The organism is Sphingomonas sp. Leaf4 (genome assembly GCF_920939515.1).
Taxonomy (GTDB): Bacteria; Pseudomonadota; Alphaproteobacteria; order Sphingomonadales; family Sphingomonadaceae; genus Sphingomonas.
This window is the reverse complement of record NZ_CAKLBB010000008.1, coordinates 203,782-217,711: the sequence shown is the minus strand read 5'-3', so window position 1 is coordinate 217,711 and position 13,930 is coordinate 203,782. Positions and strand designations below refer to the sequence as shown.

14 protein-coding genes are annotated in these 13,930 nt (G+C 67.6%); 5 read left to right on the top strand and 9 right to left on the bottom strand.

All coding sequences use genetic code 11. The features are described from left to right. Positions 1-2: 2 nt before the first annotated feature. Positions 3-1,361, bottom strand: a complete 1,359-nt coding sequence (locus LRA89_RS14140) for a family 43 glycosylhydrolase (protein ID WP_230771171.1) — start codon at positions 1,359-1,361, stop codon at positions 3-5. Beyond that, positions 1,361-4,564 (bottom strand): glycoside hydrolase family 2 TIM barrel-domain containing protein, encoded by a 3,204-nt coding sequence (locus tag LRA89_RS14135; protein WP_443024979.1) that lies wholly within the window; start codon positions 4,562-4,564, stop codon positions 1,361-1,363. Before LRA89_RS14135 ends, LRA89_RS14140 begins: the two co-directional genes overlap by 1 nt. 91 nt (positions 4,565-4,655) lie before the next feature. On the opposite strand from LRA89_RS14135, the gene LRA89_RS14130 reads away from it, so the two are divergent. Further along, positions 4,656-6,158 (top strand): glycoside hydrolase, encoded by a 1,503-nt coding sequence (locus LRA89_RS14130; RefSeq protein ID WP_230771167.1) that lies wholly within the window; start codon positions 4,656-4,658, stop codon positions 6,156-6,158. 12 nt (positions 6,159-6,170) lie between these two features. Here LRA89_RS14130 and ssb read toward each other — a convergent pair whose 3' ends face one another. Further along, positions 6,171-6,719: a single-stranded DNA-binding protein gene (gene ssb, locus LRA89_RS14125; RefSeq protein WP_056498260.1), complete on the bottom strand. Its 549-nt coding sequence runs from the start codon at positions 6,717-6,719 to the stop codon at positions 6,171-6,173. A gap of 81 nt (positions 6,720-6,800) precedes the next feature. Next, positions 6,801-7,721 (bottom strand): endo alpha-1,4 polygalactosaminidase, encoded by a 921-nt coding sequence (locus LRA89_RS14120; protein WP_230771165.1) that lies wholly within the window; start codon positions 7,719-7,721, stop codon positions 6,801-6,803. A gap of 125 nt (positions 7,722-7,846) precedes the next feature. Between LRA89_RS14120 and LRA89_RS14115 the strand changes: the two genes are divergently transcribed. Then, complete coding sequence (locus LRA89_RS14115; RefSeq protein ID WP_230771163.1) at positions 7,847-8,023, top strand: DUF4169 family protein; 177 nt, start codon at positions 7,847-7,849, stop codon at positions 8,021-8,023. Positions 8,024-8,027: 4 nt separating this feature from the next. On the opposite strand, the gene feoB is transcribed toward LRA89_RS14115, so the two are convergent. From feoB to LRA89_RS14095, 4 genes are read right to left on the bottom strand one after another with little or no spacing between them, the layout of a single operon-like run. Beyond that, positions 8,028-9,881, bottom strand: coding sequence for a ferrous iron transporter B (gene feoB, locus LRA89_RS14110; protein ID WP_230771161.1), 1,854 nt, complete (start codon positions 9,879-9,881; stop codon positions 8,028-8,030). A 13-nt stretch (positions 9,882-9,894) separates the two neighbouring features. Next, on the bottom strand, positions 9,895-10,152 hold the full coding sequence (locus tag LRA89_RS14105) for a FeoA family protein (protein WP_055762130.1): 258 nt from the start codon (positions 10,150-10,152) through the stop codon (positions 9,895-9,897). 38 nt (positions 10,153-10,190) lie between these two features. Continuing rightward, complete coding sequence (locus LRA89_RS14100; protein ID WP_230771159.1) at positions 10,191-10,709, bottom strand: YceD family protein; 519 nt, start codon at positions 10,707-10,709, stop codon at positions 10,191-10,193. Continuing rightward, positions 10,706-11,224 carry a ubiquinol-cytochrome C chaperone family protein gene (locus LRA89_RS14095; protein WP_230771157.1) on the bottom strand — a complete coding sequence of 173 codons (519 nt, stop codon included), beginning with the start codon at positions 11,222-11,224 and terminating at the stop codon, positions 10,706-10,708. The genes LRA89_RS14100 and LRA89_RS14095 overlap by 4 nt, the downstream gene beginning before the upstream one ends. Before the next feature lie 123 nt (positions 11,225-11,347). Here LRA89_RS14095 and LRA89_RS14090 point away from each other — a divergent pair, with 123 nt between their 5' ends. From LRA89_RS14090 to LRA89_RS14080, 3 genes are all read left to right on the top strand, one after another. Next, positions 11,348-11,824 carry an outer membrane protein assembly factor BamE gene (locus tag LRA89_RS14090; protein ID WP_055762467.1) on the top strand — a complete coding sequence of 159 codons (477 nt, stop codon included), beginning with the start codon at positions 11,348-11,350 and terminating at the stop codon, positions 11,822-11,824. A gap of 130 nt (positions 11,825-11,954) precedes the next feature. Then, a complete protein-coding gene (locus LRA89_RS14085) occupies positions 11,955-12,464 on the top strand; it encodes an RcnB family protein (RefSeq protein ID WP_055762121.1) in 510 nt (169 codons plus the stop codon). A gap of 221 nt (positions 12,465-12,685) precedes the next feature. After that, a complete protein-coding gene (locus LRA89_RS14080; protein WP_230771155.1) occupies positions 12,686-13,342 on the top strand; it encodes a glycosyltransferase in 657 nt (218 codons plus the stop codon). Between the two features lie 32 nt (positions 13,343-13,374). Here the strand turns inward: LRA89_RS14080 and LRA89_RS14075 are convergent, their stop codons facing one another. Then, complete coding sequence (locus LRA89_RS14075) at positions 13,375-13,818, bottom strand: hypothetical protein (protein ID WP_230771154.1); 444 nt, start codon at positions 13,816-13,818, stop codon at positions 13,375-13,377. Positions 13,819-13,930: the final 112 nt, after the last annotated feature.

Here is a 13,930-nt window from a genome sequence, read left to right as displayed (position 1 = left end):
GCTCAGCGGATCGTCCACTCCAGCAGCGTCGCGTCCTGCGGAACGGTAAGCCGCAGGTAGCGCGTCCGTACCGCATGGCGCAGGACGATCGGCGATCCGCTGGCCGCACTCTCCCCGGCCAGCCGCGTCCAGCGCTTGCCGTCCGCCGATCCCTCGATCGTCAGCGCATGGGACTGGACCGGGAAGCCCATCCGCAGGCCGCTCTCGCGCACCGGCTTCGCCGTGCCCAGATCGGCGACGATCCGCGGCGGCACGGCGCTGGCCGGTATCCAGCCGGTCGCATAGTTATCGTCGCCGGCGCGTTCGGGACCGTGCAGCGCGTCGCGGCCCTGCCCGCTGGCGCGCCATGGCAGGCCCTGAGCGCGCCGCGCGGCGAACCCCCGCACCGGTCCGCCATGCCCCGGCACCACCCGCGCGATCGTGCCGTCGTCGTTCAGCCGGATCGGGTCGATCGCCACCTGCCGCAGCACCGCATCGCCCGAGGGCAGGAACGGCAGGCCGTGGCGATGATACAGGATATACGCCTGTCGTCCCGAGCGGAAGATCGCGTGGTGGCCGGGGCTGATGACGTTGCGTGCGGCGTCGGTCGACAGGATCGGGCTGCCCGGCCCTTCGCGGAACGGGCCGAACGGGGTATCGCCGATCGCATAGCGGACCTTGTAGGTGTCTTCGGTCGTCTTGCCGTCGCTATAGCTCAGCACATAATGCTTCCCCTGCCGCATCATGAACGGCCCTTCGAAATAATTCGGCGGGGTGACGTCGCGCACCGGCCCGTCGAAGCGGACCATGTCGGGCTTCAGCTTCACCACGAAACAGTGCCCGTTGACCCAGTTCAGCCCCGATCCCCAATAGAGATACGCCTGCCCGTCGGTATCGACGAACGCCTCGGCATCGATCATGTGATAGCGCCGGTCGAAATCGCGGCCGATCAGCGGCTTGCCGCCATTGGCATCGGCCCATGGCCCGGCGGGCGACGTCGCGCTGCCCACCCACACCTCGCTCCCGACCGAGACGTACATGTACCAGCGCCCGTTCGCCGCCTTGACCACCGACGGTGCCCAGACCTTGGCATCGCTCGACGTCGGGCTCGTCGCGGCGGCCCTCGTCGGCCAGTTCGGCGTGGAGAAGCGCCAGTCGCGACCGTTGTCGGATGTCCACAGTCCCAGCGCATCGCCGCCCCATGGATCGATCGTGGCGAAGATATACCAGCGGTTGCCGTCGCGCACGATCGAGGGATCGGCGAAATAGCCCGGCAGCAGCGGATTGCCCGCGTGCGCCGCATCGAAACGGGGTTCGGGCGCGGCGGCGGCGAGCGACAGGCCCCCCGCCACCACCGCCGCCAGCGCCGCCAGCGCGCGCATCACTGCACCTCGGTCGCGCGCGCCGGCCGCGCCTTGTCGGGCGTCGTCCCCTCGCCCGCGAACGGCTTGAAGCGGAAGGCGACGCGGATCGGCTCCAGCTTCGTGCGATACTGCATGTGCGGCTGGCCGACCCAGTTCCACGCGGTATCGCCGCCGACGCCCCATTGCCCGGCATCGACGATCAGCGATACCTGGTCATGCGGCACGATGTCGCTCGACTTCCACGTGCCCTCCGGCCGGCGATAGAGATCGCTGTAGGGAAACGCCAATGCCTGCATCATCAGCGGGCCGTCGCCCTCGATCCGCAGCCCCTGTCCGCCGCCCGACAATTCCATCCAGCGCACGTCGGTCTTGTTGCCGGTATCCTGTGGCCGCATGTAATCATGGTTCTGTTCGGCGATTTGCCCGCGCCACAGGCCGATCGGTGCGCTGGTCCTGCGATCGACATAGCTTTCATGCGGTCCGCGACCATACCATTCGACCGTGGTCATCGTCGTCGGCAACGACCACATCAGCCCGACGCGGACCGGCGGCGGCAGGTCGCTTTTCAGCGGGGTGAGTTCGCCCGACACCGCGACTTCGCCCATCGCCTCCATCGCATAGGTGGTGACGAACCGCGCCGCGCCCGCGCCCAGTGCATGGTCGACCGTCACCGTCGCGCCGCCGTTCGGGCGCCGGACGACGGTGATCGCGCGCACCTGCCGCTCGGCGCTCATCGCCCGCCACGGCTCCTGCTGGCGCGCGGTGCCGGTCAGCGTGTCGTTATCGGTTTCCGCCCGCCAGAAATTCGGCGCCCCCCCGCTGGCCAGCAACGTGCCGCCGCGCGTCAGCCGCGCCAGCCCGGTCGCCCGGTCGATCGTCAGCGTATCGCCGCCCGCGCTCAGGCTGACCGCCTGCGCGCTGTCCTGCACGGTCGCGCTCGTGGCGACGTGCGCGCGTTCGCCCGACCGGGCGACGGCGAACTGTTCCCAGCCGACGACATGGTCGGCCGGCACCAGCGGGATCGCGTTGGCCCTTGCCCTGGCGCGCACCGTCACGAAAACTTCCGCGCCGGGTTTGCGTGCGTCCTTGGGTAGCGGCAGCGTGATCGTCTGCGTCGCGCCCGCCGCCGTGGTCATCGGCGGCAACGCACCGGTCGCCACGGCCACGCCGTCGGCTTCGAGTACCCAGTCGAACGCGAAGCCCGACAGGTCGCGGAAATCATGCCGGTTGCGCACCGTGACCTGCCCGGTCGCGGGATCGAACCGCTCGAACTGGATCGGCGAGAGCACCTTCTGCACTTCGTAGAGATGCGGGTTGGGGGTGCGGTCGGGCTGGTTCAGCCCGTCGCCGAATTCGATGTCACCGCCCGGATTGGGACCATATTCGCCGCCGTCGCCCCAGTAATGCTTGCCGTCCCTCGTCGTGCGGACCATCGACTGGTCGACCCAGTCCCAGATGAAGCCGCCCTGCAACTTGTTCGGGTGCGCGTAGATCGTGTCCCAATATTCCTTGAAATTGCCACCCGAATTGCCCTGCATATGGGCATATTCGCACTGGATCATCGGTTGCGTGCGGGTCGGGTCCTTGGCCCAGTCGACCATCTTCTCGACGTCGTCGTACATCGGCGCATAGATGTCGACATAGGGATTGGGCTGATGATCCCAGTCGAGCGTGCCCCAGCCGAGATAGGAGATCAGCCGCCCGGGATCGCGCGCGCGGATCGATGCTGCCGCCTTTTCGAAATTGGGGCCGATGCCCGCTTCGTTGCCGAGCGACCAGAAGATCACCGACGGGTGATTCTTGTCGCGCTCGACCATGTTCATCACGCGGCTGACATGCGCGCCTTCCCATGCCGGATCGAAGCCGATCTGCAATTTCGACCGCAGTTCGGGATGCTTGTTGGCATAGTCCATATAGGCATGGCTCTCGATATTGGCCTCGTCCATGACATAGAGGCCCATTTCGTCGGCCAGCGCATAGAAGCGCGGATCGTTGGGATAGTGCGAGGTACGCACCGCGTTGATATTGTTGCGCTTCATCAGTTCGATGTCGCGCCGCATCGATTCGAGCGAGATGACGTGGAAGGTGACGGGGTCATGCTCGTGGCGGTTGACGCCGCGCAGGACGATCGGCCGGCCGTTGACGCTCACCCGACCGCCGATCATCGCCACGTCGCGGAAACCGATCTTCTGCGGGGTCGACTGGATCACCCGCCCCGACCCGTCGAGCAGTTCGACCAGCAGCGTGTAGAGGTCGGGCGTCTCCGCGCTCCACGGGCGCACGCCCGGCACGTCGGCGGCGATTGTCAGCTTGCGCGCGGCCCCGGCCGGCACCGCCGCCTCGCGCGACAGGAGTTCGCGGGTCCCGTCGAGCAGCACGACACGCGCCCGCGCCGCCGCCGCACCGGTCACGGCCAGATCGACCGCCAGTCGCCCGTCGCGGAAGCTGCGGTCGAGCCCGGCATGGACGAACACGTCGTCGATCCGCGTTTTGGGGACCGCCGCCAGAAAGACCTCGCGCTCGATCCCCGACACGCGCCAGAAATCCTGATCCTCCAGATACGATCCGTCGGACCAGCGGATCACCTGCACCGCCACCATGTTGCGCCCCGGTTTGACGAAGCGGGTCACGTCGAATTCGGACGGCAGCTTGCTGTCCTCCGAATAGCCGACCTCGCGCCCGTTGACCCACACGCGATATGCCGATCCCGCCGCGCCGATGTGCAGGATCACGTCGTCCCCGCGCCACCCGTCGGGCAGGGTGAAGTCGCGGCGGTACGATCCCGTCTCGTTCGTATCGTGCGGCACCAGCGGCCGGTTGGCGGGAAAGGGATAGGTGATATTGTTGTACTTGGGCTGGCCATGGCCCTGCGCCTGCCACATCGCCGGCACCGGAATCGTCTTCCACCGCGACACGTCATAGCTGGGCGACTCGAACCCCTTGGGCGCGCCGTCGACCGATGGGCTGAACGCGAACGCCCAGTCGCCGTCCAGCGACAGGAAGCGCGCCGATTGGGTACGATGCCCGGCAAGCGCGCGTTCGCGGCTCTCATAGGCGAAACCGGTCGCGCGGGCGGGCAGCTTGCCGCGGGCGTAGACCGCCGGATTTTCCCAGTCGGGACGGCCGGGATCGACCTGGACCGGTTCGACCCGCGGTGCCTGTCCCCACGCCGGCATCGCCAGCGCCATCATCCCCACGCCCAACAACAGCTTGCCCATCATGTCTTGCATCTCCCCGGAAACGATGTTTTGTATGACAATATACGGTTGAACCGGCGATGCAACGCCGAAGCCGCAAAAGGGGAGGAACCGAATGACTGGCCTCAAGGCACGGCTGCGCTGGCTTCTCCCGCTCGCGTTGATCCTGCCCGGCGGCGTCGCCGCGCAAGACGCTCACGTGGCTGCCGGACACGGCGAATCGGTTCCGGTTCCGGTGACGCTGCGCATCGCGACCGACCGGCCCGGCACGACCTTTGAGGGTTGGGGCACCGCGCTCGCGTGGTTCGCCAATGTGACCGGGGCCTATCCCGATGCGACGCGCGAGCGGCTGGCCGATCTGTTCTACGGTGCCGATGGACTCGGCTGGACGATCGCACGCTATAATATCGGCGGCGGCAACGCGCCCGATACCCCGCCCTATCTGCGGACCGGTGGGGCGGTGCCCGGTTTCTGGCGCGTGCCGGCCGGGGTCGACGCCCGCAGCGCATGGCGCGGCGACGATCCGGCGATGTGGGACTGGAGCGCCGATGCCGCTCAACGCTGGTGGCTCGATGCGATTCGCCGCCGGGTCGACGCCCCGCTGTTCGAGGCGTTCTCGAACTCGCCGCCATGGTTCATGACGGTCAGCGGCCGGGTATCGGGTGCGACGAGCGGCACCGACGACAATCTGCGCACGGGACAGGAGGGCGCGTTCGCCGCCTATCTGGCGCGCGTCGTCGACGAACTGCAACGCCGCCACCGCATCGCCTTCCGCACGCTTTCACCGGTCAACGAGCCGAATACCGACTACTGGTTCGCCGCCAACACGCAGGAAGGCGCGCACTGGTCGCCCGCGCGGCAGGCGGCGATGATCGACGCGAGCGATGCGGCGCTGAAAGCGCGCGGCCTGACCACCGTCGTCGCCGCGCCCGATGAGACGAACTCGCACCTCTTCCTCGCCGACTGGGCCGCCTATCCCGCCGCCACCCGGGCACGGATCGGCCAGCTCAACGTCCACAGCTATGGCACGGTCCATCAGACCGGGGTGCGCGACATCGCACGTGCTTCGGGCATTCGCCTGTGGATGAGCGAACACGACATGGCGCTGGAAAAGACGCCGGAGCAGGTCGACGACGTCGCGACCGCGCTGGCCTTTGCCGAGCATGTCGTGGGCGATCTGCGCCGGCTGGAACCCGCCGCATGGGTATTCTGGCAGGCGGTGGAAAACCGCAGCGCGCGGGACGGCCAGCCCGGATCGAACTGGGGCATCGTCAAGATGGACCTGACCGCCGCCGCACCGGGGCCAGACGCGATCCGCATCACCCGCAAATATTGGGCGATGGCCAATTTCAGCCGCCATATCCGCCCCGGCTATCGCCTGGTGCCGGTCGACGATCCCGACAGTGTCGCCGCCCTTTCGGGCGATGGCGCCACGCTGGTGATCGTCCACGTCAACGGCGGGGTGCTGTCACGCCGCCTCACGCTTGCGCCCGCCGCCGGCGGCTATCGCCTGACGCGGCGGATCGTGACCGATGCCCGGCGCAATGCGGCCGCCGACCGGATCACGCCGGTCGCCGACCCCCGCTCGGTGACGACGTTCGTCCTCAAGCGGGGGTAGGAGCGGGTGCGCTCAGAACGGCACGTCGTCGTCGAGATCATCGCCGAACCCGCCCGAAAAACCACCGCCCTTGTTGCCGCCCGAATTGAAGCCGCCGCCGCGCGATGCGCCGCCCTGACCACCGCCCGACGATCCGCCACCGAAATCATCACCGCCGCCAAAGTCGCCGCCGCCGCTGCGGCCACCACCGCCGCCACCCTGACCGCCGCCGGGGCCGTCGAGCATCGTCAGCACCGAGTTGAACCCCTGCAGCACGATCTCGGTCGAATATTTGTCCTGACCCTGCTGGTCCTGCCATTTCCGCGTCTGGAGCTGGCCTTCGATATAGACCTTGCTGCCCTTGCGCAGAAAGCGTTCGGCGACGTTGGCGAGGCCTTCGTTGAAGATCGCGACCGAATGCCATTCGGTCTTTTCCTTCTTCTCGCCGCTGTTGCGATCCTTCCACGATTCCGACGTGGCGATGCGCAGGTTCACCACCTTGCCGCCGTTCTGGAACGACCGCGATTCGGGGTCGCGGCCCAGATTGCCTACGAGGATCACTTTGTTGACGCTGCCAGCCATGGCGCTTGCCTTCTTCACGAATGGGATATGGCCGAGCTTCCTAAGCCAGCGCCGCCGGTTGCGCTAGGGGATGCAGGCCTCTCAGCCGTCGCAACTGAACCTAAAGCTGTTGTCGAGCGCCTCGGCCAGCACCAGCGTATGCACCCCTTCGGCGCGCGACGTCGCACACAGCTTGTCGCGCGCGCCGCCGCTGTTGCTGCGATAGGTTGCCTTGTATTCCGCCACGAACACCGGCTTGTTCGCGGTGACGAACGGTTTGAGCATCGCGCATTCGTCGAACTCGTGACATTGTTCGTTGACCGCGAAGTCGAACGCTCCCTCCAGCGCCGCCACCTGATCGAGATCGTTCTTCAACCCCACCGCCAGCCCGCGCGCATGCGCCTCACCGGCGAGGAACCGGTTATAGTCGAGCTGCTGCGCGGCGGTGATGCCGAGGCCGTTCTTGTTGGCATAGCCATCGACATTGTCGGGCTCGACCGCGTCGCAGCCCTTGGTCCGCGCCAGATCGAGCCGGGTCTGCATCACCCGGCGGACGTTGCTGGACGTGACCGACAGCCAGCGTTCGCCGACCCAGCCGTCGAGCGCCGATCCGCGATCGGCGGCGGCGAACTGCGCATCGTCGCTGCGCCAGTTTTCCGACGATCCGGCGGAGAAATAGCAGATCACCCGCCGCCCGCCGTCGTGCAGCTTCTGGATCGTTGCGACCGGCGTGTCGAACAGATCGACGTCATAGGCGGTGACGGCATAGCTGGTGTCGAGCGTTCCCGTGAGCTGCCATTGCCACGTCGTCGCGGTCGCGCCGGGCCGCCACCATCCGATCACAGGCGGCGTCGTCGAGCTACTGGCGCTGGGCGTCGGGGTGGGCGTCGCGGTCGCGACCGGTGGCGGTGCGCTGACCGTGCCGTCCCCATCGTCACCGCCACCGCCACCGCCGCCGCATGCCGCCATCAGCGCGATCAGGCTCACCCCGATTCCCTGCCGCACCCCGTCCCTGATCCGCATCGTTCCACCTTATCGCTCGGGGCTGCGGCTACTGCGTCGACCCGTCTCCCGCAATCGATCCCATGGGATGATCCGCCTTCCCTTTCGCCCCGTTTCGGCGCAGTTTGTGCGCGAAGGAGCCGGCGATGGGTGACGTCATCAACCTCAACCAAGCCCGCAAGGCCCGTGTCGCCGCCGCCAAGGCGACGACCGCCGACGCCAACCGCGCGAAATTCGGCCGGACCAAGGCGGAGAAACAGGCCGAGGCACAGGAACGCGAACGGGCAAAGGCGCTCCTCGACGGGGCGAAGCGCGAGGAATAGCGGCCTATCCCAGCCCGAAGGCGACCGCCGTCCAGTAGGTCGCACCCGCCGCGATATAGGCGAGCGCGAAGAGATACACGATCATCACCACCGGCCATTTCCAGCCGTTGGTTTCGCGCCGGGCGACCGCTATCGTCGACAGGCACTGTGGCGCGAACACGAACCACGCGAGGAAGGCGAGCGCGGTGGCGAGGCTCCAGCGGCCCGCCAGCCGCCCGCCCAGTTCCTGCGCGCCCTGTTCCTCGTCCGTCGCGTCGATCGCATAGACGGTCTGGAGCGCCGATACCGCGACCTCGCGCGCCGCCATCGCCGGGATCACCGCCAGCGCCATCTCATGATTGAAGCCGATCGGCCGCAGCACGACTTCGAGGCCCGAGGCGATGCGCCCGGCGATCGAATATTCCGACTGCTTCACCCCCGCCGGCGCGACCGGATAGGAGGTGAGGATCCACAGCGCGACCGTGACCTGCAGGATGATCGTCCCCGCGCGGCGCAGGAACACATAGGCGCGCTGCCACAGCCCGATCGCGACGTCGCGGATCGACGGAAGCTGATAGCGCGGCATCTCCATCAAAAAGCCGCCCCCTGCCCCCTTGGTCGCGGTGCGGCGCAGGACGAAGGCGGCGAGGACCGCGCCGACGATCCCGGTCAGGTACAGCACCAGCAGCACCAGCCCCTGCAACCCGACACCCGGCAGCACCGATCGCGCCGGAATGAACGCGCCGATGATGACCGCGTAGACCGGCAGCCGCGCCGAACAGGTCATCAACGGCGCGATCAGGATCGTGGTCAGCCGTTCCTTGGGATCGTCGATCGACCGGGTCGCCATGATGCCGGGGATCGCGCAGGCGAACGACGACAGCAGCGGAATGAATGCGCGGCCCGACAGGCCGACCCCGCTCATCAACCGGTCCATCAGCAGCGCGGCGCGCACCATATAGCCCGATGCCTCGAGCAGCAGGATGAACAGGAACAGGATCAGGATCTGCGGCAGGAACACCACGACCGATCCGACGCCGTTGATGACCCCCTGCACCAGCAGATCGCGCAGGAATCCGGCCGGCAGCGCGGCGGTGGCGCTGTCGGCCAGCCAGCCCTGCGCGCCCTCGATCCAGCCGATCGGCGCTTCGGACCAGGTGAACACCGCCTGGAACATCACGAACAGGATGGCGAGCAACAGGACGGGGCCAACCACCGGATGCAGCGCCACCCGGTCGAGCCCGAGGGTGACGGCGCGCATCCGCGGCTGTTCGACCACCGCCAGCCGGGCGATGCGTCGCGCCTCGCGCTGGAAATGGCGGATGTCGGTTTCGATCGTGTCGATCGCCGCCTTGCGCGGCGCGGCGACGAGAATATCGTCCAGCGCCGAGCGCAGTTCGTCCAGCCCGCGCTTGCGCACCGCGACGGTCGCGACGACGGGCACGCCCAGTTCGGCGGACAGCGCCGCGAGATCGATCGTCAGCCCGTCGCGCGTCGCCATGTCGATCATGTTGAGCGCCAGCACCATCGGCCGGCCGAGCGACCGGAGCTGGAGGACGAAGCGCAGATGATTGTCGAGGTTGGTGGCGTCCGCGACGACGATCATCGCATCGGGCACCCGCTCGCCGCTCTGGCGACCGAGCACCACGTCGCGCGTCACCGCTTCGTCGGGGCTGCTGGGGTCGAGGCTGTAGGTGCCGGGCAGGTCGACCAACTCGATCGGCCGCCCGTCGTTCAGCGCCAGCCGGCCCGAATGACGCTCGACGGTGACGCCGGGATAATTGCCCACCTTCTGCCGCGCGCCGGTCAGCGCGTTGAACAGGGCGGTCTTGCCGGCATTGGGATTGCCGACCAGTGCAACCAGGGGAGCGGGGTTCACGTAAAGGGTGCCGTCAGCCGCCCAGTGGTGCCACGCGGATCGCGCCGGCGACATGCGAGCGCAGCGCCACGGTCATCCGCCCGATCCGGCACGCCATCGGCCCGCCGCGCAGCATCGCGCGGTGCAGCAGTTCGACGTCGACCCCCTCGTCCAGTCCGAATTCGCGCAGGCGCCGCGCCTCGCTGGGCGACAGTCGCTCCCAATCGACCGACGCGACCGTCGCTCGGGCGGCACGCGGCAGTTGGGCGAGATACAGACCGGGGGATAACATTGCGACTGATTATCAATAAGCACCGCCCAAGGAAAGGCTTATTTCGTCAGCAGGTCCTTCAGCCCGCCGAGCGCGGTGATCGGCGCGACATCTTCCTCGCGGACCACGCCGGCGGTGCGCAGCACCTCCTCGGCATCGGGGCTGCGCGGATAGGGGTCGAGCGCCAGCGCGAGCGTTTCCGCCGCGGCTTCGCCCAGATCGATCGACGCGCCGGTATAGAACATCGTGTCCATCGCCGAATCGTCGAGTTCGGCGGCGTCGCCCTCGATGCTGCTTTCGGGCAGGAAGCGCAGGACGAAGGGTTCGTCGACCGATTCGGGCACCGGTTCGCCGCTGGCGACACAGGCCTGGGCGACTTGGGCGGTCAACCGGCCGGTCGCGACGATGCCGGCGACATCGCGGCGCAGCGCATAGTCGGCGACGAGCGAATCGATCGCCAGCAGCCGGAACCGGCCCATCAGCCGCCGGCGTTCGTCGCCGTCGGCCTCGATCCGCTGGCGCAATTCGCCCTCGCCGATCTGGTCGATGCGGATCGGGCGGTGGAATTCGGAAGTCATTGCGGCACGTCTCCGGCAAGCAGATGGTCGAGGGTCACGGGGTCGAGCGCGGTGCGCACCGCGCGCAGCTCGCGTTCGACATGGGCGAGCGCGTCCGGCCCCGGATCGTCACCGCGATAGAGGTTGCGGACCAACGCGGGCCTGAGCGTATCGTCGGCCAGCCCGTCGCGATACGCGCCGATCCGCCCGCCGAGCATCGCCATCATCCGCCCGATATGCTTGCCGACCACCATGTCGCCGAAGCCGATCTGGCGCAGTTGCCCGTCCATGTCGTCGACGAAACATTCGGCCAGACTGGCGGAGGCGGAGGCGGCGGCAGCGGCGCCTTCGCGCTCCAACCGCAGCATCACCATCGTCAATATCGCGGCGATCATATCGAACCGGCCGTCGATCGTGTCGGGCACCCGCCCCGCCAGATACCAGTGCGGCAGGCGACCGCGCGCGACGACGGCCTGATAGAGCGTCGCGGCCTGACGCGGGGGCGGTTCGCGGCGGAACAGGCGGCTGAGGACCATGACACTCCGGATGGAACAGGAAGGGCGCGCTTGTGGATGGCGCGGGTCCGTCATATTGAACGCATGGCCGCGCGATGCAACACGCGCGCCGGCCCGGTCGCGCGTTCGCAGGACGGAGAAGTTATGGTTCGGTTTCCCACCCGTGGCGCAGCGGCGCTGATGATCGCCTGTGCCGCGGTCGCGTTGCCCGGCTGCACGAAGCTGCGCAGCCATCAGGGCTATGTGATCGATCCCGATCTGGTCAACGCGGTGCAGCCCGGCATCGACACGCGCCAGTCGGTGCTCCAGACGCTCGGCACGCCGACCTTCACCGGGCAATTCTCCGACCGCGAATGGTTCTATCTGTCGCGCGACAGCCGCAATTTCGCGTTCAACCGCCCGCGCGCGGCGGACCAGACGACGCTGAAGATCACCTTCGACCAGCGCGGCAACGTGACCGCGATCGACCGTACCGGCGTCGATCAGGTCGTCGGCATCAGCCCGTCGGACAAGAAGACCCCGACGCTGGGCCGCGAATCGAACTTCTTCAGCGACCTGTTCGGCAACATCGGCACGGTCGGCGCGCCGGGCACGGCGGGACCGTCGCAGCGTCCGAACTGACGGTTCGGGCTGGGTGAGGGAGCGGATCGAACGATCCGCCTGCCTTGCTGTAGCATTACAATCATATTCGCGTAGCGTTCAGGGCGACTCGGGCATTCCTCCTGCCATCACGGAAGGAAGGAGCTTTCCCATGCGCAAACTGATCCTCGCGGCACTGGCTGCCGCCGTATCGATCCCGACGCTTGCCGCCCCCGCCATGGCGCAGTCGCGGCACGAACTGCGCCGCGACCGGCAGGATATTCGCGAAGAGCGGCGCGAATATCGCCAGGCGCTGCGCTATGGTGATCGCCGCGACATTCGCGACGAACGCCGCGACCTGAACCGCGCCCGCCGCGAATTTCGCGAGGACCGGCGCGACCGCGCATGGGGTCGCGGCGACTGGCGTCCCTATCGCAACAGCCACCGCAGCCTCTATGCGCGCGGCAACTGGAACGCGCCGTTCCGCTACCAGAGCTTCCGTCCGGGCGTCGCGATCGGCCGTCCCTATTACGCGCAGCGCTACTGGATCGCCGATCCGGGCCGCTATCGCCTGCCCCCGGTCCGGGGTGGCCAGCGCTGGGTCCGGCATTACAACGACGTGGTGCTCGTCGATCATCGCCGGGGCCGGGTGGTCGATGTGATTCGCGGATTCTACTGGTAACGGCGGCGTTCGGCCGCGCCGCTGCGGAGCGGCGCGGCCGGTGCGCAAAGGCACCAGTCCCGAAAGGGGATTGAGGACCGTTTTCGCCAACGTCCGCTTGCGCGAACGGTTCACGGCCGGCGGCAAAATATTCCGTTTCGGTCCGAACGGTGCGCTGCCCCGCTTGTGACGCCGGATCGTATTCGATTACATCCGCCATGGAGCATCCGGGGGGATGGACGATGGCGACGGCGATCCCGTGGATCGATGCGATTGTGCGTGAGACGATGCTGGCCGCCGCGATCGGGCTGCTGATCGGCGGCATCGACGATCTGGCGGTCGATCTCGCCTATCTGGTCCGCGCGCTGCGCCGTCGCTGGCGACGGTCGCGCGCGCTGACGCTTGCCGATTTTCCGGTCGAAAGCTGCTCGGCGCGCATCGCGGTGCTGGTGCCGGCATGGGACGAATCGGCGGTGATCGGCGCGATGCTGCGCGCCACGATCGCGCGGATCGACCACCCCGACTGGCGGCTCTATGTCGGGGCCTATCCCAACGACCGCGCGACGATCGATGCCATCGCGGCGGTCGCTAATGGCGACGGACGCATCCGGCTGGTGCTGACCGAACGCCCCGGTCCGACGACCAAGGCCGATTGTCTGAACGCGCTGTGGCGGGCAGCCACCGCCGATGGCGTGGGCGAACGGCACCCGTTCACCGCGATGGTGCTGCACGACGCCGAGGATGTGGTGCATCCCGGCGAATTGCGCGTGTACGACCGGATGCTGCGGTTCGCCGACACGGTGCAGTTGCCGGTCCTGCCGCTGCCCGATCCCGCCTCCCGCTGGGTATCGGGTCATTATATCGACGAATTTTCCGAGGCTAAGTGTGCGCTAACGTAACGGGAGGAAGCCAAGCTCCCTCCCCTTCGCTCTTACCTCAAAGCCGTAGCCGGCGCCGCAACAGTCATCGGTGCCGGAGCCTCGCCCGGTACGAACGGAACGTCCTCATCGATAAACCCGCTAACCGGCGCTCCAACCGGGATCACGGCACTCGTTCCGGTCATGAAGAACCCGGCAGGCAGGAACACGACAGCGGAAACGGCAGCCGCACCGCCGCCAGCCGCGACACCCTTGTCATCGACCGAACCCGTCAGCCGAATCAGCCGTCCATTTGCACGAACCGATAGCGGGCGAGCTTGGATGTAGCCCGACTTACCCCACATGCCTTTGTTACGGACGTCCGTCACTTCGCCGATCGCTGGGCTGCCGGCCGGGATAACGACGACACCGTTCACTTCAACCGCTTGCGCGACTTCCATGTTGAACCGCTGCCCAACCTTTAGCTTCTTGCCTTTGGTCGTCAGCATTTCGGACATCTTGAGTGCTACAGGCGTCCCGCTACGCAGCACGTTCTCGCCAGTGGCAGGACGAAGCGTTGCCGATACAGCGGGTACGGCGGTGGGTGTGGTTTGAGCCGCTGCTGCGGAA